The following is a 20,910-nucleotide window of genomic DNA, read 5'->3' as shown; positions in this document are numbered from 1 at the left end:
GCACGGCGCGTGCTTTACGCTCCGTTTACTTGTGGTCGTAGCTCTCGGGGGGAAAGCCCGTGTTCGTCATATCGATTCTGCTGCTCGTCGCGGCGGTCGTGCTCTTCTTCGTCAGTAGGTCCAACGGATCGAAGGGGCTGAAGCTCGGCGCGCTCGGAGCGGTCCTCGCCGGCGCCTTCTCGCTGATCGCCTCCATGACGTACGTCGTCAGCGCGTACGAGGTCGGTGTCCCGGTCGCCTTCGGCAAGGTGGGCCAGCCGATGACCTCGGGCATGCACGTCAAGTCGCCGTTCACGGACGTCACGACCTTCTCGACCCGCCCGGTCGACCTCAACCTCTCCGACAAGGACGTCGTCGAGGTCCGCTCCTCGCAGGGTGGCGTCATGGAGGTCGAGGTGACCGTGAAGTGGGCGGTCACGCCCACCAAGGCCGTCGAGCTGTACCGGCTCGCGGGCAGCGAGGAGTCCATCCAGACGCGGCTCGTCTACCCGGACAGCCGGGAGATCGTCCGCAACGTCTTCGCCCGCTACACGAGCGAGCAGGGCTACGCGAGCGACCGCGAGAAGATCAACGCCGAGATCGGCACGCTCATCAAGGAGCGCCTCGCCCCGCGCGGCATCGACGTCACCGCCGTCAACCTGCGCAACGTGAAGCCCTCGGCTGCCCTGCAGACCCAGATCGACCGCAAGATCCAGCAGCAGCAGGCGACCGAGCGTGCCACCGAGGCGGCCCGCACGGCCAAGGCCGAGTCCGACCGGCGCCGCATCGAGGCCGAGGGCATCGCCCGCGCCAACAAGATCCTCAACGACTCGCTGACCGACAAGGTCCTGGCGAACCAGTGCATCGAGGCCTACAAGGAGGCCGCCGCGAAGAACCCGGTGTACGCGGTTCCGTGCGGCAGCGGCGGCACGGGGACCCCGGTGATCGTGGACGGTTCGAAGCGGTAGTCGTCGGTACGCGTACGAGGAAGGCCGCCCGGTCGTCGACCGGGCGGCCTTCCTCGTTACGGTGCGGTGCTCAGCGCGAGCGCTTCGCGAGGCGCTCCACGTCCAGCAGGATCACGGCGCGGGCCTCCAGGCGCAGCCAGCCGCGCTGGGCGAAGTCCGCGAGGGCCTTGTTGACCGTCTCGCGGGAGGCGCCGACCAGCTGGGCCAGCTCCTCCTGGGTGAGGTCGTGGACGACGTGGATGCCCTCCTCCGACTGCACGCCGAAGCGGCGCGACAGGTCGAGGAGCGCGCGGGCGACACGGCCCGGCACGTCGGAGAAGACCAGGTCGGACATCTGGTCGTTGGTCTTGCGCAGCCGGCGGGCGACCGCGCGCAGCAGCGCGGTGGCCACCTCGGGGCGGGCGTTCAGCCAGGGCTGGAGGTCGCCGTGGCCGAGGCCGAGCAGCTTGACCTCGGTCAGCGCGGTCGCGGTGGCGGTGCGCGGGCCCGGGTCGAAGAGCGAGAGCTCACCGATCAGCTCGCCGGGGCCGAGGACGGCCAGCATGTTCTCGCGGCCGTCGGGCGAGGTGCGGTGCAGCTTCACCTTGCCCTCGGTGACCACGTACAGGCGGTCGCCGGGGTCTCCCTCGTGGAACAGCGCGTCGCCACGGGCGAGCGTCGCTTCACTCATCGAGGCGCGCAGCTCCGCGGCCTGCTCGTCATCGAGCGCCGCGAAGAGCGGGGCGCGCCGCAGAACGTCGTCCACGAGTTCTCTCCTATGTCGACCTGCTCAGGGGACCTTGATCCCATGATGCCGGACGCACAAAACAGTGCGATCAATCACAACAAGTTTGACGTACCGAACCGCCCGTCCGTACGTCAGGGCCCCGATTGGGTCCTCATCGGCCGTGCCCGGGGCGGATGTCAGTGTCGGCCCTTAGGCTGGCCGGGTGTCCAACTCGCCGGTGAGAGCGCAGGCCAAGGGGGCTGGAAGAGTGTCCGCGAAGGGTAATTCCGCTGTGGGCGAACAGGGTGCGCCGAAGCGGACAAATGCCGCGAAACGTACGGCGAAGGCTGCCCAGAAGACCGCGAAGCCCGCGCCGAAGACGGCGAAAACCGCGGCGAGGACGAGCCCCGAGGCGGGCCCGAAGGCGAGTGCGAAGACCGACCCCAAGACCACCCCCAAGACCACTCCCAAGGCGGCGAAAGCGGAATCCCGGCTCGGGATGGTCCGCAGGGCCCGGAAGATCAACCGGGAGCTGGCCGAGGTCTTTCCGTACGCCCACCCCGAACTGGACTTCCGGAACCCCTTCGAGCTGCTCGTCGCCACGGTCCTCTCCGCCCAGACCACCGACCTGCGGGTCAACCAGACCACCCCCGCGCTCTTCGCCGCCTACCCGACGCCCGAGGACCTGGCGGCCGCCGTCCCGGAGGAGGTCGAGGAGCTGATCCGGCCCACCGGGTTCTTCCGCGCCAAGACCAAGTCGATCATGGGCCTCGCGGCCGCCCTCAGGGACGACTTCGGCGGCGAGGTCCCCGGCCGCCTCGACGACCTGGTCAAGCTGCCGGGCGTGGGCCGCAAGACCGCCTTCGTCGTCCTCGGCAACGCCTTCGGGGTGCCCGGGATCACCGTCGACACCCACTTCATGCGCCTCGCCCGCCGCTGGAAGTGGACCGAGAGCGACGACCCGGTCAAGATCGAGGCCGAGGTCGCGGAGATCTTCCCGAAGAGCGAGTGGACGATGCTCTCGCACCGGGTGATCTTCCACGGCAGGCGCATCTGCCACGCCCGCAAGCCCGCCTGCGGCGCCTGCCCGATCGCCCCGCTCTGCCCGGCGTACGGAGAGGGCGAGACCGACCCGGAGAAGGCCAAGAAGCTCCTGAAGTACGAGAAGGGCGGCTATCCGGGCCAGCGCCTCAACCCGCCGCCGGACTACCCCGGCCGCCCGGCCACCCCCGCCCCGGGAGTGGCGCCGGGGGCCGAGTGAGCCCTGGCCCGGGGGAACGAACCCACGCACGGATCGCGTTGTGAATCACGGGGGTGCCTGCCTATGACGCGCACGGACGAAGAGACGGACCGGGAGACGGAAGCAGCCACGGAACGGGAAAGCGGGACCACGAACGGGCCGCTGCCTGCGGCGACACCGACGCGGACGTCGGCGCCGGCGGCCGACGGTATGCCGCGCGGTGTCGGCAGTGGCGGGCTCGTGCGCCGGGACGGGCTGCCCGACTGGCTCGCCCCCGTCGACCGGGCCGCGCGCGGCGTCCAGCCCGAGCAGCTCAGCCGCTTCCTGCCGCCCGCGAGCGGCGCAGGACGGCAGTCCGCCGTCCTCATCCTCTTCGGCGAGGGGGAGCGCGGCCCCGAGCTGCTGCTCATGGAGCGCTCGGGCTCGCTCCGCTCGCACGCCGGCCAGCCCTCCTTCCCCGGCGGCGCCCTGGACCCCGAGGACGGCGACCCGGCCGACGGAGGCCTGCTGCGGGCCGCCCTGCGCGAGGCCGAGGAGGAGACCGGACTCGACCCCTCCGGCGTCCAGCTCTTCGGCGTCCTGCCCCAGCTCTACATCCCGGTCAGCGGCTTCGTCGTCACCCCGGTCCTCGGCTGGTGGCGCACCCCCAGCCCGGTCGGGGTCGTCGACCCCGCCGAGACCGCCCGGGTCTTCACCGTGCCCGTGGCGGATCTCACGGACCCCGCCAACCGCGCCACCGCCGTCCACCCCAGCGGCCACGCGGGCCCCGCATTCCTCGTCGCATCTGCCCTGGTCTGGGGTTTTACGGCCGGTGTGATCGACCGGCTCCTGTACTTCGCCGGCTGGGAGCGACCGTGGGACCGGGCGAAGCAGGTCCCGCTCGACTGGCGCTCATGACAGGCTGACCCAGGAACGGACCGACCCGGGGCCGGGGCGACCGAAGACGAAACTGCGAGGCTATTGACGGTGAACGTGCTGGACATCCTGCTGCTGCTCGCCGCCGTATGGTTCGCGATCATCGGCTACCGCCAGGGCTTCGTGGTCGGCATCCTGTCGGTCATCGGCTTCCTCGGCGGCGGCCTCGTCGCCGTCCTGCTGCTCCCGATCATCTGGGACCAGCTGACGGACAACTCCGAGGTCTCGACCACGGCGACCGTCGTCTTCGTGGTCGTGGTGATCGTCTGCGCCTCGGTCGGCCAGGCCTTCACCACCCACCTGGGGAACAAGCTGCGCCGCCACATCGTCTGGTCACCGGCGCGCGCCCTGGACGCCACCGGCGGCGCGCTCGTCAACGTGGTCGCCATGCTCCTCGTGGCCTGGCTGCTCGGCTCCGCCCTCGCCGGCACCTCGATGCCCACACTGGGCAAGGAGGTCCGCAGCTCCAAGGTGCTGCTCGGCGTGGAGCAGGTGATGCCCGATCAGGCGTCCACCTGGTTCACCAACTTCACCTCGACGCTCGCCCAGAACGGCTTCCCGCAGGTCTTCAGCCCGTTCGCCAACGAGCCCATCACCGCGGTCCGCCCGCCGGACCCGGCGCTCGCCGGCAGCCCGGTCGCCGCCGAGGCCAAGCGGGCCATCGTCAAGGTCGTCGGTACGGCCCCGAGTTGCGGCAAGGTCCTCGAAGGCACCGGCTTCGTCTTCGACGAGCGCCGGGTCATGACCAACGCCCACGTGGTCGGCGGCGTCGACGAGCCGACCGTCCAGATCGGCGGCGAGGGCAAGCTGTACGACGCGAAGGTCGTCCTCTACGACTGGCAGCGCGACATCGCCGTACTGGACGTGCCGAACCTGAACGTCAAGCCGCTCCAGTTCACCGAGAAGGACGCCCGCAGCGGCGACAGCGCGATCGTCGCGGGCTTCCCGGAGAACGGCTCGTACGACGTCCGCTCGGCGCGCGTCCGGGGCCGTATCAACGCCCAGGGCCCGGACATCTACCACCGCGGTGAGGTGCGCAGGGACGTGTACTCCCTGTACGCGACGGTCCGTCAGGGCAACTCCGGCGGCCCGCTGCTCACCGAGGACGGCAAGGTGTCCGGGGTGATCTTCGCCCGCTCCCTCGACGACAAGAACACCGGCTACGCCCTGACGGTCGACGAGATCCGCGAGGACATCGTCCAGGGCCGCTCGGCGACCCAGCAGGTCGACAGCCAGGGATGCGCGCTGTAGGCGTCGTGGCGAGAAGGACGGAGGGTACGCCCGGGCTCAGTCCCGGGTGTGCCTGAGCCGCGCCGAGACCCAGCGGGCCCGGCGGCGCAGGATGCGCGGGATCCCGATTTCCTGCACGGGATGCGAACGGCCCTGTTCCTGTGGGCCGCTCCTCTCGTGGGAGCCCGGCCCAGCGGCCGAGCGGCGGTTGCGTGCTGTGTCACCGAAGTCGTGCGTCCAGCCCATACCCCGACGTCTGCCCGTGGCCCAAGGTCGGTAACCGCCCCGGGGGCCGCCAATTGGAGTATGCGCCGGGCACATGGCCGTTCGTAGAACGGAAGTACGCCGACGGTGTGGCCGACGGTGTGTCAGCCGGGGCGTCAGCGGTCGGGCTCGGGGTCCTTGAGCCAGTTGATGAGCTCCGTGGAGAACGCCACCGGGTCCTCCTCGTGGGGGAAGTGCCCGAGGCCGTCGAAGAGCCGCCAGCGGTACGGCGCCTCCACGTACTGGCCGGAGCCGGCCGCGCTGCGCGTCCGCATCACCGGGTCCATCGAGCCGTGCAGATGCAGCGTGGGCACCCGCACAGGGCGCTTCATGCGCCGGTTGAACTGGATGCCGTCCGGGCGGGCCAGGGACCGCACCATCCACCGGTACGGCTCGATCGAGCAGTGCGCCGTCGACGGGATGCAGATCGCCCGCCGGTACACCGCGACCGCCTCCTCGTCCGGCAGGCCGGGGCCCGACCAGTCCTCGATCAGCCGCCCCACCAGGGCCGCCTCGTCCGCGACGAGCTGACGCTCCGGCAGCCACGGGCGCTGGAAGCCCCACACGTACGATCCGGCGCGGGACTGCGAGAAGTCCGACAGCATCGCCGAGCGCCAGCGGCGCGGGTGCGGCATCGAGGAGACCGCGAGCCGGCGCACCAGCTTCGGCCGCATGACCGCCGCCGTCCAGGCGAGGTAGCCGCCCAGGTCGTGGCCGACCAGGGCCGCGTCCGGCTCGCCGAGGGAGCGGATGACGCCGGTGATGTCGAGCGCCAGGTTGGCGGGGTCGTAACCCCGGGGCGTACGGTCGCTGCCGCCGACGCCCCGCAGGTCCATGGCCACGGCCCGGAAGCCGGCGTCGGCGAGAGCGGGCAGCTGGTGGCGCCAGGTCCACCAGAACTGCGGGAAGCCGTGCAGCAGCAGGACCAGCGGTCCGTCGCCCATCTCGGCGATGTGGAAGCGCGCACCGTTGGCGGCCACATCGCGGTGGGTCCACGGACCGTCGATCCGGACGGGGCTGCCGACGGGGCCGCTGCCGTTGCTGCTCTCAGGGACGGTCATGTGGACGAGCGTCCCACAGCCGCGACCTTCTCCTGGACCGCGGCGGGCAGCGCCACCTGTTCGGGGCGGGGGTGCGGCTTGGCGTTCTGCAGGATCGCGGCGGTCTGCTTGGCCGAGGCGATGGACTTCTCCGGCGGCTTGACCTTCTTGAACTTGGCGTACGCGATCAGCCCGAGCAGCCCCGCGAGCAGCACGTTCGCCGCGAAGGAGAGCAGGAAGCACCAGGCGAGGTTCCACCCGCCGTCGCCGTTGTGGCCGCCGGTCCACGTGTTGATGCCGTACGCGAGCGCGAAGCTCAGCATCGGCAGCGAGAAGAGGAACACCGTGGCGGCCGTCGCTCCGGCCGCGCCGCCGATGACGCCCCGCTTGACGTCCTGCCGGATCTCCGCCTTGGCAAGGGCGATCTCGTCGTGCACCAGCGCGGACATCTCGGCGGTCGCCGAGGCGACCAGCTGACCGAGGCTGCGCTCGGCTCCGTTGACCGGGTCGCTCATCGCTGCTCCCTCTTCTCTTCTACGGTCCGACCTCAGATCATGCCGGACTGTCGCCGTCGTCGCTCGATGCCCCCGCCGCCAGTTGTGCGAGCTGCCGGTGCTCGGCGGCCTTCCGCTCGTAGATCGCGGCCATCCGGAGGTGGTATTCGGGGTTGTCCTGCTCGTAGATGTCCGGGATGCCGTCCTCGTCCTCGTCGCGCTCCTCCTCCGCCATCAGCGCCTCGTACTTGCGGACGCGCAGCTTGAGCAGAATCGTGGCGAGGACGGCTGCCGTGAGCGAGCCGATCAGGACGGCGGCCTTGACCTCCTCGGTCAGCGCCGCGTCGCCCTCGAAGGCCAGCTCGCCGATGAGGAGCGAGACGGTGAAGCCGATGCCGGCGAGGGAGGCGACGGCGAAGACGTCCGGCCAGGCCAGGTCGCTGTTGAGCTCCGCCTTGGTGAAGCGGGCCGCGAGCCAGGTGCCGCCGAAGATGCCGACGGTCTTGCCGACGACGAGCCCGAGGATCACACCGAGGGTGACGGGGTTGGTGGAGACCTCGGAGAGGGTCTTGCCGGTGATGGTGACGCCCGCCGAGAACAGCGCGAACAGCGGCACCGCGATGCCCGCGGAGATCGGCCGGACCAGGTGCTCGATGTGCTCGCCGGGGGAGTTCTCCTCGCCCTCGTGCTTGGTGCAGCGCAGCATCAGGCCCATCGCGACACCGGCGATGGTGGCGTGAATGCCGCTGTTGTACATCAGGCCCCAGATGACCAGGGCGAGCGGGACGTAGATGTACCAACCGCGGACGCCCTTGCGCAGGAGCAGCCAGAAGACGCCGAGGCCGATGAAGGCGCCGCCGAGCGCTGCGAAGTTCAGGTCGCTGGTGAAGAAGACGGCGATGATCAGGATCGCGAAGAGGTCGTCGACGACGGCGAGCGTGAGCAGGAACGCGCGGAGCGCCGAAGGCAGCGAGGTGCCGATGACGGCGAGGACCGCGAGGGCGAACGCGATGTCCGTGGCCGTGGGCACGGCCCAGCCCTGCGTGGAGCCGCCGCCGATGACGTTGGTCAGCATGTAGACGAGGGCCGGTACCGCCATGCCGCAGATGGCGGCGATGACGGGGAGCGCGGCGGCCTTGCGGTCGCGCAGCTCGCCCGCGACCAGCTCACGCTTGAGCTCGATACCGGCGACGAAGAAGAAGATCGCGAGGAGGCCGTCGGCCGCCCAGTGCTGGATCGAGAGGTCCAGGCCGAGCGCGGCCGGGCCTATGTGGTAGTTCCGTACCGTTTCGTAGCTTTCGCTGAGGCCGGTGTTCGCCCAGACGATGGCGGCGACGGCGGCCACGAGCAGGAGCACACCACCGACGGTCTCGGCGCGCAGTGCGTCGGCCACGAACCGTCGCTCGGGCAGCGACAGGCGGCCGAGGAACTTACGGTCGGTGGGGGTGGGTGCGGGCGCGGGCACGGTGGGCGACCTCCGGTCGGTAGGCAGGGCGAAGCACATGCCGACCAGACTTCCCGGCGCACCTAGGTTTTTCTGTCGCGTCTCTGACGCGATCTTTACTTTACCTAACGAGCGGGGGTTGTGTCCGGTGATCTTCACTTTAAGTAGAAGTCGGTATTCCGGCTCGTTATGGACAAAAAGGGCGCCCACTCCAGGTGACCTGGAGCGGGCGCCCTTTCCGGAGCCTGAGTTGTGGAGGCTCAGTCCTCGCTGGCCGCGCTCGGCAGCTTCGTCTGGATGAGGTCCATGACGGACGAATCGGTGAGCGTCGTCACATCGCCGAGCTCCCGGTTCTCCGCCACGTCCCGCAGCAGCCGCCGCATGATCTTGCCGGACCGGGTCTTCGGCAGCTCGGCCACCGGCAGGATCCGCTTCGGCTTCGCGATCGGGCCGAGCGTCGTACCGACGTGGTTGCGCAGCTCCGCGACGAGGCCCTCGTCCTCGCTCGCCGTACCGCGCAGGATCACGAAGGCCACGATCGCCTGACCGGTCGTCTCGTCGGCCGCGCCGACGACCGCCGCCTCGGCGACGGACGGGTGCGAGACGAGCGCCGACTCGACCTCGGTGGTGGAGATGTTGTGCCCGGAGACGAGCATGACGTCGTCGACCCGGCCGAGCAGCCAGATGTCGCCGTCCTCGTCCTTCTTCGCGCCGTCGCCGGCGAAGTACTTGCCCTCGAAGCGCGACCAGTACGTGTCGAGGAACCGCTGGTCGTCGCCCCAGATCGTGCGGAGCATCGACGGCCACGGCTCGGTCAGGACCAGGTAGCCGCCGCCCCCGTTCGGGACCTCGTTGGCGTCGTCGTCGACGACGGTCGCGGAGATGCCGGGGAGCGGGCGCTGGGCGGAGCCCGGCTTGGTCTCGGTGACGCCGGGCAGCGGCGAGATCATCATCGCGCCGGTCTCGGTCTGCCACCAGGTGTCCACGATCGGGGTCTTCCCGGCGCCGATGTGCTCGCGGTACCAGACCCACGCCTCGGGGTTGATCGGCTCGCCGACCGAGCCGAGCACGCGCAGGCTCGACAGGTCGAACTTGGCGGGGATGTCGTCGCCCCACTTCATGAACGTACGGATCGCGGTGGGTGCCGTGTAGAGGATCGTGACGCCGTACTTCTGGACGATCTCCCAGAACCGGCCCTGGTGCGGGGTGTCCGGGGTGCCCTCGTACATGACCTGCGTCGCGCCGTTGGCCAGCGGGCCGTACGTGATGTACGAGTGCCCGGTGACCCAGCCGATGTCGGCGGTGCACCAGTAGACGTCGGTCTCCGGCTTGAGGTCGAAGACGGCGTGGTGGGTGTAGGCCGCCTGGGTCAGGTAGCCGCCGGAGGTGTGCAGGATGCCCTTGGGCTTACCCGTCGTCCCGGAGGTGTAGAGGATGAAGAGCGGGTGCTCGGCCGGGAACGCCTCGGGGGTGTGCTCCGTGGACTGGCGGCCGACGATGTCGTGCCACCACACGTCCCGGCCCTCGGTCCAGGCGACGTCCTGGCCCGTACGGCGGACGACGAGGACGTCGGTCACCTTGTCGGTACGGGTGAGGGCCTCGTCGACGGCGGGCTTCAGGGCGCTCGGCTTGCCGCGGCGGTAGCCGCCGTCGGCGGTGATCACCAGCTTGGCGTCGGCGTCCTCGACCCGGGTGGCGATGGCGTCGGCCGAGAAGCCGCCGAAGACCACGGAGTGCGCGGCGCCGATGCGGGCGCAGGCCAGCATGGAGACGACGGCCTCGGGGATCATCGGCAGGTAGATCGCGACCCGGTCGCCCGCGGTGACGCCCAGCTCGGTCAGGGCGTTGGCCGCCTGCGAGACCTCGTCCTTGAGCTGGGCGTAGGTGAGGGTGCGTCCGTCGCCGGGCTCGCCCTCGAAGTGGATGGCGACCCGGTCGCCGTTGCCGGCCTCGACATGGCGGTCCACGCAGTTGTACGCCACGTTGAGCGCGCCGTCGGCGAACCACTTGGCGAACGGCGGGTTCGACCAGTCGAGGGTCTCGGTCGGCTCGGTGGCCCAGGTGAGGCGCTTCGCCTGCTCGGCCCAGAAGCCAAGCCTGTCCGCCGCGGCCTGCTCGTAGGCCTCCGCCGTCACGTTGGCGTGCGCGGCCAGCTCGGCGGGCGGCGCGAACCGCCGCTCCTCCTTGAGCAGGTTGGCCAGGCTTTCGTTGCTCACGACATCTCCCTTTCCCAGGGCGTCCTATGTGCCTATGTGTCCCGCGTCATAGCTCATCAGTCAGAGGGCCGGGTGACAAGAGCCTCCAGGCAATTGGTTTAGACCTGTGAGTCGACGGGGTGCGCGGTGGCGGGATGCGCGGTGGCCCCTCCGTCCCGAGCGGTAGGACGAAGGGGCCACCCAGTCTCACGGACGCGCGGGCGGGACGGTTCAGGACGCGCGGGCCTCTGTCAGGTCCTGCGTCCGCCCGGCCGGCTCCGACGCCTGCCCTGCGGGCGCGAGCGGGTCTTCCGTCGGCCCCGAGGACGTGAGCCGGTCCTCGGTCGGCCCCGAAGGCGCGACCTGGTCGAAGACGTCCTCGTAGCGGTGCTGCTCGTCCGGTTCGGCCAGCAGGTACGCCTGGGCCTCGCCGACGTGGAAGTACATCCCGTGCAGCGTCAGCGTGCCCTCGGCGAGCCGCCGCGCCACCGACTCGTACGCCCGCAGGTGCTCCAACTGCTGGACCACATTGGTCAGACAGAGCTGCTCCACCGCGTCGGCCGGCAGCCGCCCCGAGATGCGGGCCCAGGCGTGGCTGCGGCTGGCCATCCGTTCCAGGCTGGGCGTCCCGTGGCGCAGCCAGCGCCGCAGCGGGGTCTGCGGGGCGTCCGGCGCACTGTTCATGAGGGCCTGCATGGCGCCGCAGCCGGAGTGTCCGCAGACGGTGATCGACTGGACCCGCAGCACCTCCACCGCGTACTCGATCGCGGCCGCCACCGAGTCGTCGCCGCTCTCCTCGCCGGGCAGCGGAACGAGATTGCCCACGTTCCGTACGGTGAAGAGGTCGCCGGGACCGCTGGAAGTGATCATGCTCGTCACCAGGCGGGAGTCGGCGCAGGTGAGGAAGAGCTGCGAGGGGCGCTGACCCTCGCGGGCCAGGCGGGCGAGCTCGTCGCGCACCAGCGGCGCGGTGTTGCGCTGGAACTTGCCGATGCCGCTCGCCAGTTGGTGCGCGGTCGCCGGCCGGTGGCCCGGCTTGGGCCGGTGGTCGGCCGTCGGTCGCCGGCCCGTCGTCCGGTGGGTCTCCTCGGTGGGGTGGTGGTGCTCGCCGCAGTGGTTGCGCCAGGGGGTCCAGGGGCGGCAGCAGGCGTGGGAGGTCGTGTCGGGCTCGGCGATCCGGGCGCCGGACGGGCCGGTCACCTCGACCTCGCCGCCGTGGCGCACCTGGCTCGCCTGCCAGTCGTGCAGGGTCTCGTACGCCGCGTGGTCCATGAAGGACCCGTCCAGTTCGACGACCACCCGAGCTCCTTGGGGTAGTTGGTGCAGGGCCCGGCTCAGCCGGGGGACGGCGAGGAAGGTCAACTGTCCGCGGATGCGCACCAGGTGGCGGCCGTCCCGCTCCTCGCGGGTGATGCGGGTCTTGGTGAGGCGGTGCATGGCGACGCCGGTGGCCACCGCGATCCCGAGCGCGACGCCCTCGAGGATCCCGACGAGGACGACCCCGCTGAGCGTCACGGCGTACACGAGGACCTCGCGGTGCCGGGTGACGCTGCGGATGTGGGTGATGCTGACCATCTGGATCCCGACGACCATGACGAGCGCGGCGAGCGCGGGCAGCGGGATCAGGTCGAGGACGGGCACGAGGAAGAGCGCGGCCAGGACGATCCACAGGCCGTGCAGCATCGTGGAGTTACGGCTCACGGCGCCCGCGGAGACGTTGGCGACGCTGCGCACGGCGACTCCGGCGACCGGGAGCCCGCCGAGGGCGCCCGAGACGACGTTCGCGGCGCCCTGGCCGGCCAGTTCGCGGTCGAGCCGGGACCGGGGCACGCCGTGGCCGTGGTCCGCGCGGGCGGCCACCAGCTTGTCCACGGCGACGGCCGAGAGCAGCGACTGCACGCTGGTGACCAGCGTGATGGTGAGGACGCCCGCCGCGATGCCGAGGACAGGGCCCTCCGGCAGCCCGGGCAGGGCGTGGCTGCTCCAGGACGGCAGGTCCACGCGCGGGACGGCGAGCCCGGCGAGCGCGGCGACGGCCGTCGCGGCGGCCACGGCGGCGAGGGCGGCCGGGACCTTCCGCAGCAGCTTTCCCGTACGGCCGGGCAGGCGCGGCCACAGCAGGAGCAGGCCCACGGTGAGGGCGCTGATCACGAACGCGGCCGGGTGCACATGGGTCAACTGGGCGGGCAGGCCGAGGGCGTTGTCCACGGCGGAGCTCTGCGGGGTGCCGCCGAGCACGATGTGGAGCTGCGCGAGGGCGATGGTCACACCGATGCCGGCGAGCATGCCGTGCACGATCGCGGGGGAGACCGCGAGGGCGGAGCGGGCCACCCGCAGGGCGGACAGGCCGATCTGGGCGAGTCCGGCGAGGACGGTGATGGCGCAGGTGGTGCGCCAGCCGTAGCGCTGGATCAGTTCGGCGGTGACCACCGTGAGGCCGGCGGCGGGGCCGCTGACCTGGAGCGGCGACCCGCCGAACCGGCCGGCGACGATGCCGCCGACGGCGGCGGCCACCAGGCCGGCCTGGAGCGGGGCTCCGGTGGCGAGCGCGATACCGAGGGAGAGCGGCAGCGCGATCAGGAAGACGGCGATCGAGGCGGACACGTCGGCGCCGGCGATGCGGAAGCGCCGCGCGGGGCCGCCGCCCGGCGGGCTGTGCGGTCGCTGGTCGTGGGTACGGCGAAGGGGTGGGCAGAGAGTCATGTGTTCCCGTCTTCTCCGGGGCTGCGCGGTCGCGGCTCGTGCGGGACGAACGTGGGGGTCGCGGCCGTGGGTCACGGCGTGCAGTGGCGGGATGACCGGGCGCCGACGGTGACTATCAACGCTCGGTAAATGGATCGTAATGGAGAGTAAAGACTGCGGCATTATTTTCGGGGCAAACAGGGCAATGATTCACCGGTTGGAGTGACAGTCGGTCACCGTTCCGCTTGTCGTTTCATCGTTCCGGCTTCCGTGGTGCGACGTTGACGCCGCTCGCACCCTGTACGGAACCGAGGAGAGGTGGGCGGATGTCAGCCGCCGGAAGAAGGACCACTGTCCGCACTGTCCGCAGGAGGGCACTCGGCGCCGCCGCCCTCGCCGTCGCCCTGATGACCGGCCTCGCCGGTTGCTCGGATCCCTCGGGGTCGGCGCCGAAGGAGAAGGGCGCCCCCGGGGCGAAGAAGCCCGCCCCCGCCGCCGCGCCGAACGCGCCGCGCCTGATCGGCGACGGCTCCACCGCCTTCACCGGTGCACAGCCGCGCCAGCCCGTCTGGGAGAAGCTGAAGCCGGGCCAGCAGCCCCCGCAGTTCGTGGTGTTCTCCTGGGACGGCGCCGGCGAGGACAGCCAGAAGCTCTTCTCCCACTTCCGCGAGGTGGGCAAGAAGTACGACGCGACCATGACCTACTTCCTCAGCGGCGTGTACCTGCTGCCCGAGGACAAGCGCACGCTCTACGACCCGCCGGGCCACGCGGTCGGCCGCTCGGACATCGGCTTCAACGACGCCGAGGGCATCCGCGCCACCGTCCGCGAACTGCGCGGCGCGTGGCAGGAGGGCAACGAGGTCGGCACGCACTTCAACGGCCACTTCTGCGGGCCCGAGAGCGGGGTCGGCACCTGGTCGGTCGAGGACTGGAAGAGCGAGATCAAGCAGGCCAAGTCCTTCGTGAAGAACTGGAAGACGAACTCCGGCCTGACCACCGAGCAGCCGCTGCCGTTCGACTACGACAAGGAACTGGTCGGCGCCCGCACGCCCTGCCTGGAGGGCCGCGACAACTTCGTGAAGGCCGCGGCCGAGCTGGGCTTCCGCTACGACACCAGTGGCGTCAACGACCAGATCTGGCCCAAGAAGGACCACGGCCTGTGGGACCTGTCGATGCACCTGGTCCCGATGCCCGGCCGCGCGTTCCAGACGCTCTCCATGGACTACAACTTCATGGTCAACCAGTCCGGTACCAGGACCCAGGGCGACCCGTCCCAGCACGCGTACTGGGGCAACCAGATGCGGGACGGCCTGGTGCAGGCCTTCAACCGCTCGTACCACGGCAACCGGGCGCCGGTCGTGATCGGCAACCACTTCGAGTCCTGGAACGGCGGCACGTACATGCGCGCCATCGAGGAGACCATCGCCACCGTCTGCGTCCAGAAGGACGTGAAGTGCGTGTCCTTCCGGCAGCTCGCGGACTGGCTCGACGCCCAGGACCCGGCGGTGATCGAGAAGATGCGGACCCTGAAGGTCGGCGAGGCCCCGCAGGGCGGCTGGGCGACCTTCCTGGCCTCCCAGCCCCTGACCCCGTCGGAGCCGCTGGCCCCGTCGGCGAAGCCGTCGGCACCCCTGGCGGGATCGGAGCCGCTGGAGGGGTCGGAGCCGCTGGCCGGGTCCGAGCCTCTGGCCGGGTCCGAGCCTCTGAGGAAGCCCGGACAGGACTGACCCCGCGGCCTTCGGGCGCCGTCGCTCAGCTGGGCTGGGGGACGGCCAGCTCCTCGCCGAGTACGAAACCGGGGTCGATCTGCGCCGCCAGGTCAACCCCGGTCTTGGCGTTGCCCCAACTCTCCGCGTTCCGCAGGTGGAAGTGGACCATCTGGCGCGTGTACCGCTCCCAGTCGCGATGGGCGTACGAGTCGTCCGCCGCGTTCTGGAGGGCCTGGAGCGCCATCCGGTTGTCCGCCTCCAGGAGTTCGAAGCGGGCCGGGCGGCCCTTCTCCATCCCGCGCACCCAGTCCGAGTGGCCCACCGTCACCAGCAGGTCGTCGCCCACCTCATCGCGCAGGAAGTCCACGTCGTCCTGGCCCTGCACCTTGTTGCCGACGACCTTGAGGGCGACCCCGAAGTCCCGCGCGTACTCCTTGTACTGGCGGTAGACCGACACGCCCTTGCGGGTCGGCTCGGCGACCAGGAACGTCATGTCGAAGCGGGTGAACATCCCCGAGGCGAAGGAGTCCGAGCCGGCCGTCATGTCGACGACCACGTACTCGTCCACCCCGTCGACCAGGTGGTTCAGGCACAGCTCCACCGCGCCCACCTTGGAGTGGTAGCAGGCCACTCCCAGGTCCGATTCGGTGAACGGGCCCGTCGCCATCAGCCGGATGTCGCCGTCGTCGAGGCGCACGGTCCGCGCGCAGGCGTCGTAGACCGGGTTGTCCTCGCGCACCCGCAGCAGGCGCGAACCCTCGCCGGGCGGGGTCGTCTTGATCATCGAGTCCGCCGACGCGATCCGCGGGTTGTCGCCCCGCAGGTACTCCTTGATCATCGGCAGATGTGCGCCCATCGCGGGCAGCGCGGCCGCCTGGGCCTCGTCGAGGCCGAGCGCGGCCCCGAGATGCTGGTTGATGTCGGCGTCCACGGCGACGACGGCGGCTTCATTGGCGGCCAGGTGGCGAATGAAGAGCGAGGACAGCGTGGTCTTGCCGCTGCCGCCCTTCCCTACGAAAGCGATCTTCATGTTCACGAAGCGTAGCGTCATGATTGCGTCGAGTGGTCAAGGTCCGTGAAGAAGACCACTCCAACGTGGGGCGGGCCAGGGTGGGCGCCATGGGCGCGTAGCCTCCCTACTTATGAGTACGCACGCCTCTGATCCCCTCGCCGCCCTCGGCTCCCTGCCGGGCGTCGCCGACTCGGTGGACTCCGTACGCAAGGCCGTCGACCGGGTCTACGGGCACCGCGTGATGCGGCGCCGCAGCAACGAGATCACCTCCGAGGCCGCCCTGCGCGGGGCGCGCGGCTCGGCGGCGCTGTCCGGTGCCGACTGGGCCCTCGAGGAGGTCCGCCGGCGCACCGACTTCGGCGGCGACCCCGAGGCGCGGACGGTCGGCGCGGCCCTGCGGCTCGGCGCCGAGGCGGGCCAGCTGCTCTCCATCTGGCGCCAGTCCCCGCTGCGGGTGCTCGCCCGGCTGCACCTGGTCGCGGTCGGCGACGCGGCGCTCGGGACGGGGTCCGGGGCGGGGCTGGGGTTGGCCGACTCGGTCGGCAGGCCGCGGCAGCTCGGCGAGGCGGTCGACGAGCCGCTGATCGAGGCGCCGCTGCCGGATCCGGCGGAGGTGGCGGGGCGGCTCGACGGGCTCAGCGAGCTGATCATCGCGGGCGGTACGGCCCCGGCGCTGGTGACGGCGGCCGTCGTGCACGGCGAACTGCTCGCGCTGCGGCCCTTCACCTCGTACAACGGGCTGATCGCCCGGACCGCCGAGCGGATCGTGCTCATCGGCAGCGGGCTCGACCCCAAGGCGATCTGCCCGGCCGAGGTCGGCCACGCGGAGCAGGGGCGGGCGGCGTACGTCGCCGCGTTCGAGGGGTACTTGTCGGGGACTCCGGAGGGCATGGCCGCCTGGATCGCCCACTGCGGGCGGGCCGTGGAGCTGGGGGTCCGGGAGTCGACGGCGGTCTGCGAGGCGCTCCAGCGGGGCGCGGCCTGAGGCGGCGTTCCGTCCGATGGTCTAAAAAGCCCCGTACAAAAAAGCCCCGTACACAGGGTTGCGGCGGTACCAGTCCTGGTACCGCCGCTGGCACGTCTGCCGAGTTACCAAGCGTCCTCGATATGTGCCCATCAGGCGGGGTTGCTTTGCCCTTCGCCTGGTGCGGCTGGCCCGTAATCGACGGGTCGACGTCGCGTGGGTGCTCAACTTCTGTGCGTGGTCCGTGGGGCCTTCTTGCTCAACAGGTGATCCTCTCGGATGTCCTAGGTCTCGCGGGCCTGATTCCTTTCTACTCCTGTCGAGTGGGAAGCGAAAGTCCTGGCTCCAGGTTCTTTACTTTCGCCTCAAATCCGGGCAAAGCGATCGGCAAGGGCGGAGTGCCGCCGCCGGTTGGCGTACCAGACGAGACCGGCCGTCGCGGCGGCCGCGCCCACGGCGGCGACCGCGAGGAGCGCCGGGCGCGGCGGCATCCGGAATCCCGGCAGCCGCTGCTTGAGCCGAACCGGCTTCTCGAAGGAGAGAATCGGCCAGTCCCGGGCGGTCGCCTCGCGGCGGAGCGTCCGGTCGGGATTGACCGCGTAGGGGTGACCCACGGACTCCAGCATCGGTACGTCGGTCGCCGAATCGCTGTACGCGTAACAGCGTGAGAGGTCGTACCCCTCCGACTCGGCGAGCTCCCGGATCGCCTCCGCCTTGGTGGGCCCATAGGCGTAGTACTCCACCTCACCGGTGAAGCAGCCGTCGTCGCCGACGACCATCCGCGTGGCGACGACCCGGTCGGCGCCGAGCATCTCGCCGATCGGCTCGACCACCTCGGCGCCCGAGGTGGAGACGATCACGACGTCCCGGCCGGCGGCGTGGTGCTCCTCGATGAGGGACGCCGCCTCGTCGTAGATGATCGGGTCGATCAGCTCGTGCAGGGTCTCGGCGACGAGCTCCTTGACCTGCGCGACGTTCCATCCTTTGCAGAGCGCGGAAAGGTATTCGCGCATCCGCTCCATCTGATCGTGGTCGGCGCCGCCCACGAGGAAGACGAACTGGATGTAGGCCGTCCGCAGGACGGCGCGGCGGTTGATCAGTCCGCCTTGGTAGAAGGACTTGCTGAAGGTCAGCGTCGAGGACTTCGCAATGACCGTCTTGTCCAGGTCAAAGAAGGCGGCTGTGCGCGGCATCGAGTGGTTTTCCACGAGCCGAGCATAGGTGGCCGCCATTCGGCGTACGCTCGGGCGTGTGGGTTTGCCTGAGAAGGCTCTCGGGTACACCATGGAAGTCACGGATCGTTCGCGACCGTGCTAACCCGGTCCGGCTCCTCCCCCCCCGAGTCGGCCGGAGAGACGACCCCCGCTCTCCCCCCCGGCGGGGGTCGTCGCATGTCCGGACGCGTTTTCGTCCGCCGGATCCTCATCTCTCCCCCTCTCCGCGGCCGGGTGGCCGCGATGGCCTGATGCCCGCGTTTCGTCACTCAGCGTAGTGGTCGGGCTGCTCTCCGGACATCCCCGGTATGGGGCACGGGGATATTCACATCGGCTGGGTTATCCACAGTTTTTGAGCAAGATCCACACGATTTCCGGGATGGCGCCACGGTGATTCCGACCGCGAACTCCGCGGACGGAAGGAATCACCGATCTCGGCCGTGCGACGGGCACGGACGGGATCGCATCGACAGGGGGGCGTGTGCTGTGGCGGGAACCATGACATTCGGAACGGCGAGGGCTTCGGCGGCGGTTGGCGCCTCGGCTGCTTCGGCGCGGGTGCGTCGGGCGTCCTGGGCGTCGAGGGCGGCGGGGCCGCCGGGGCCTGCCGGGGGCGGTCGTGCGGCCGGGCCGCTGATCGTGACCGAGGACCTCGGGCTCCTCGACGATCTGCTGCGGCTCTGCGCCGCGGCGGGTGCCGAGCCCGAGGTCCACCACACGGTGCCGGAGCGCCGCGCGAGTTGGGCCGACGCCCCGCTCGTCCTGGTCGGCGACGACGCCGCGGCCCGCTGCCGCGGGGCGGCGCGCAGGCAGGGGGTGATCCTCGTCGGCAGGGACCCCGACGTTCCCGACGACCCCGAGGTGTGGCGGCGGGCGGTCGAGATCGGCGCCGACTGCGTGCTGCGGCTGCCGGACGCCGAGAGCTGGCTCGTCGACCGCATCGCCGACGCGGCCGAGGGCGCGGGCCGGCAGGCCCTGACCGTCGGAGTGATCGGCGGCCGCGGCGGAGCCGGGGCCTCCACGCTGGCCTGCGCGCTCGCGCTGGCCGCCGCCAGGACCGGGCGGCGCACCCTGCTCGTGGACGGAGACCCGCTCGGGGGCGGCCTCGACGTCCTGCTGGGCGGGGAGCGGGCCGAAGGCCGGCGGTGGCCCGATTTCGTCGCCTCCAAGGGGCGGGTCGGCGGTGGGGCGCTTGAGGAGTCGCTGCCCTCGGTGCGCGGGCTGCGGGTGCTCAGTTGGGACCGGGGCGACGCGGTCCTCGTTCCGGCCGAGGCCATGCGCGCGGTGCTTGCGGCGGCGCGCAGGAGGGGCGGGATCGTGGTGGTGGACCTGCCCCGCCGGATCGACGAGGCGGTGACCGAGGCGCTGGCCCAGCTGGACCTCGGACTCCTCGTCGTCCCGGGCGAGTTGCGGGCCGTCGCCGCGGCCCACCGGGTCGCCTCCCTCGCGGGCCAGGTCCTCGCCGACCTGCGGGCGGTGGTGCGCGGGCCGTACGCGCCCGGGATCGACGAGCAGTGGGTCGCCGACACTCTGGGGCTGCCGCTGGCCGGAGAACTCCCGCACGATCCGGGCCTCCTGGCCGCGCTCGACAGCGGGGCGCCGCCGGGCGGCGAGGCGCGCGGACCGCTCGGCCGGTTCTGCGCGGCGTTCTGGGAGCGCTCGCTCGCCCCGGAGGCCGTCTCATGACCGCCGCGACGCACGCGGGCGGCGCGGGGCTCCTGGAGGCTGTACGGCAGCGCCTCGCCGAGAGCGGGGCCGAGCCGACACCGGCGAGGGTCGCGGCAGCGCTGCGCGAGCAGGGCCGGCTGCTCGGGGACACGGAAGTCCTGGGCGCGGCCGAGGCGTTGCGCAGCGAACTGGTCGGCACCGGACCGCTGGAGCCGCTGCTCGCCGATCCCGCCGTCACCGATGTGCTGGTCTCGGGCCCCGACCAGGTCTGGGTCGACCGGGGCGCCGGTCTCGAACTGACCGGGGTCCGCTTCCCGGACGCTCCGGCCGTACGCCGACTGGCGCAGCGGCTCGCTGCGGTCGCCGGGCGGCGCCTGGACGACGCCAGGCCCTGGGTGGACGCCCGGCTTCCGGACGGGACCCGGATGCACGCGGTGCTGCCGCCGGTGGCCGTCGGATCGACGTGCCTGTCGCTGCGGGTCGTGCGGCCCCGGGCCTTCTCCGTGGGGGAGTTGACCCGGGCGGGCACCGTCCCGCCCGGCGGGGAGCGGATCCTGCGTGCCCTGATCGAGGCCCGGGTCTCGTACCTGATCTCCGGAGGGACGGGGTCGGGCAAGACGACGCTCCTGTCCACGCTCCTCGGCCTGGTCGGCGAGCGGGAGCGGATCGTCCTCGCCGAGGACTCGGCCGAACTGCGGCCCGACCATCCGCACGTGGTGCGCCTGGAGGCGCGACCGGCGAACCAGGAGGGCGCGGGTCTGGTGACCCTGCGGGACCTGGTCCGGCAGGCGCTGCGGATGCGGCCGGACCGGCTGGTGGTCGGAGAAGTGCGCGGCGGGGAGGCGGTGGATCTTCTGGCCGCCCTGAACACGGGACATGAGGGTGGCTCGGGGACGCTCCACGCCAATACGGCGGCGGACGTACCGGCCCGTCTCGAAGCCCTCGGGACGGCCGCCGGCCTCGACCGGGCCGCGCTGCACAGCCAGTTGGGGGCGGGCCTCTCGGCGGTGCTGCATCTCGTACGGGACAGGGCGGGACTCCGGCGGATCGCGGAGATCCACGTCCTGGAGCGGGACCGGGCGGGCCTTGTGGTGACCGTGCCCGCGCTGCGCTGGGGAGCGGCCGGGTTCGAGCGGGAGCAGGGCTGGGAGCGGCTGCGGTCGCTGATCGGGGGTGGCGCGTGACG

General features: G+C 71.3%; 17 protein-coding genes. 8 read left to right on the top strand and 9 right to left on the bottom strand.

Annotated features, from left to right (window positions below; genetic code table 11):
- Positions 1-59 precede the first annotated feature (59 nt).
- On the top strand, positions 60-947 hold the full coding sequence (locus ACWCO8_RS11285; RefSeq protein WP_362005954.1) for a prohibitin family protein: 888 nt from the start codon (positions 60-62) through the stop codon (positions 945-947).
- A gap of 70 nt (positions 948-1,017) precedes the next feature.
- On the opposite strand, the gene ACWCO8_RS11280 is transcribed toward ACWCO8_RS11285, so the two are convergent.
- Positions 1,018-1,692: a Crp/Fnr family transcriptional regulator gene (locus tag ACWCO8_RS11280; protein WP_015034542.1), complete on the bottom strand. Its 675-nt coding sequence runs from the start codon at positions 1,690-1,692 to the stop codon at positions 1,018-1,020.
- Positions 1,693-1,876: 184 nt separating this feature from the next.
- On the opposite strand from ACWCO8_RS11280, the gene nth reads away from it, so the two are divergent.
- The 3 genes from nth to ACWCO8_RS11265 all read left to right on the top strand — a co-directional run bounded on the left by nth (position 1,877) and on the right by ACWCO8_RS11265 (position 5,059).
- Positions 1,877-2,914: an endonuclease III gene (gene nth, locus ACWCO8_RS11275; RefSeq protein WP_451032042.1), complete on the top strand. Its 1,038-nt coding sequence runs from the start codon at positions 1,877-1,879 to the stop codon at positions 2,912-2,914.
- 189 nt (positions 2,915-3,103) lie between these two features.
- A complete protein-coding gene (locus tag ACWCO8_RS11270) occupies positions 3,104-3,790 on the top strand; it encodes an NUDIX hydrolase (protein WP_451032387.1) in 687 nt (228 codons plus the stop codon).
- Positions 3,791-3,859: 69 nt separating this feature from the next.
- Complete coding sequence (locus ACWCO8_RS11265) at positions 3,860-5,059, top strand: MarP family serine protease (RefSeq protein ID WP_451032041.1); 1,200 nt, start codon at positions 3,860-3,862, stop codon at positions 5,057-5,059.
- Positions 5,060-5,095: 36 nt separating this feature from the next.
- Here the strand turns inward: ACWCO8_RS11265 and ACWCO8_RS11260 are convergent, their stop codons facing one another.
- The 6 genes from ACWCO8_RS11260 to ACWCO8_RS11235 all read right to left on the bottom strand — a co-directional run bounded on the left by ACWCO8_RS11260 (position 5,096) and on the right by ACWCO8_RS11235 (position 13,178).
- Complete coding sequence (locus tag ACWCO8_RS11260) at positions 5,096-5,284, bottom strand: hypothetical protein (protein ID WP_362005960.1); 189 nt, start codon at positions 5,282-5,284, stop codon at positions 5,096-5,098.
- 134 nt (positions 5,285-5,418) lie between these two features.
- Positions 5,419-6,363: an alpha/beta fold hydrolase gene (locus ACWCO8_RS11255; protein WP_362005963.1), complete on the bottom strand. Its 945-nt coding sequence runs from the start codon at positions 6,361-6,363 to the stop codon at positions 5,419-5,421.
- On the bottom strand, positions 6,360-6,857 hold the full coding sequence (locus ACWCO8_RS11250; protein ID WP_451032040.1) for a phage holin family protein: 498 nt from the start codon (positions 6,855-6,857) through the stop codon (positions 6,360-6,362). The genes ACWCO8_RS11255 and ACWCO8_RS11250 overlap by 4 nt, the downstream gene beginning before the upstream one ends.
- A gap of 37 nt (positions 6,858-6,894) precedes the next feature.
- Positions 6,895-8,340: a Na+/H+ antiporter NhaA gene (gene nhaA, locus ACWCO8_RS11245; RefSeq protein ID WP_451032039.1), complete on the bottom strand. Its 1,446-nt coding sequence runs from the start codon at positions 8,338-8,340 to the stop codon at positions 6,895-6,897.
- Between the two features lie 200 nt (positions 8,341-8,540).
- Entirely contained in the window at positions 8,541-10,496 is a 1,956-nt protein-coding gene (gene acs / locus ACWCO8_RS11240; protein WP_451032038.1) for an acetate--CoA ligase, read from the bottom strand.
- A gap of 210 nt (positions 10,497-10,706) precedes the next feature.
- Positions 10,707-13,178: a bifunctional SulP family inorganic anion transporter/carbonic anhydrase gene (locus ACWCO8_RS11235; RefSeq protein ID WP_451032037.1), complete on the bottom strand. Its 2,472-nt coding sequence runs from the start codon at positions 13,176-13,178 to the stop codon at positions 10,707-10,709.
- Between the two features lie 305 nt (positions 13,179-13,483).
- On the opposite strand from ACWCO8_RS11235, the gene ACWCO8_RS11230 reads away from it, so the two are divergent.
- On the top strand, positions 13,484-14,884 hold the full coding sequence (locus ACWCO8_RS11230) for a hypothetical protein (RefSeq protein ID WP_451032036.1): 1,401 nt from the start codon (positions 13,484-13,486) through the stop codon (positions 14,882-14,884).
- Between the two features lie 25 nt (positions 14,885-14,909).
- On the opposite strand, the gene ACWCO8_RS11225 is transcribed toward ACWCO8_RS11230, so the two are convergent.
- Positions 14,910-15,896: an ATP-binding protein gene (locus tag ACWCO8_RS11225; protein WP_451032035.1), complete on the bottom strand. Its 987-nt coding sequence runs from the start codon at positions 15,894-15,896 to the stop codon at positions 14,910-14,912.
- A gap of 112 nt (positions 15,897-16,008) precedes the next feature.
- Between ACWCO8_RS11225 and ACWCO8_RS11220 the strand changes: the two genes are divergently transcribed.
- Positions 16,009-16,863 carry an oxidoreductase gene (locus tag ACWCO8_RS11220; RefSeq protein WP_451032034.1) on the top strand — a complete coding sequence of 285 codons (855 nt, stop codon included), beginning with the start codon at positions 16,009-16,011 and terminating at the stop codon, positions 16,861-16,863.
- Between the two features lie 344 nt (positions 16,864-17,207).
- Here ACWCO8_RS11220 and ACWCO8_RS11215 read toward each other — a convergent pair whose 3' ends face one another.
- Positions 17,208-18,074 (bottom strand): HAD family hydrolase, encoded by an 867-nt coding sequence (locus tag ACWCO8_RS11215; protein WP_362005981.1) that lies wholly within the window; start codon positions 18,072-18,074, stop codon positions 17,208-17,210.
- Between the two features lie 480 nt (positions 18,075-18,554).
- Here ACWCO8_RS11215 and ssd point away from each other — a divergent pair, with 480 nt between their 5' ends.
- Both ssd and ACWCO8_RS11205 read left to right on the top strand, forming a co-directional pair.
- Positions 18,555-19,742, top strand: coding sequence for a septum site-determining protein Ssd (gene ssd, locus ACWCO8_RS11210; protein WP_451032033.1), 1,188 nt, complete (start codon positions 18,555-18,557; stop codon positions 19,740-19,742).
- On the top strand, positions 19,739-20,908 hold the full coding sequence (locus ACWCO8_RS11205; protein WP_451032032.1) for a TadA family conjugal transfer-associated ATPase: 1,170 nt from the start codon (positions 19,739-19,741) through the stop codon (positions 20,906-20,908). Before ssd ends, ACWCO8_RS11205 begins: the two co-directional genes overlap by 4 nt.
- Positions 20,909-20,910 lie beyond the last annotated feature (2 nt).

The organism is Streptomyces sp. NPDC001927, assembly GCF_053594455.1.
This window is presented reverse-complemented; position numbering and strand designations above follow the sequence as displayed.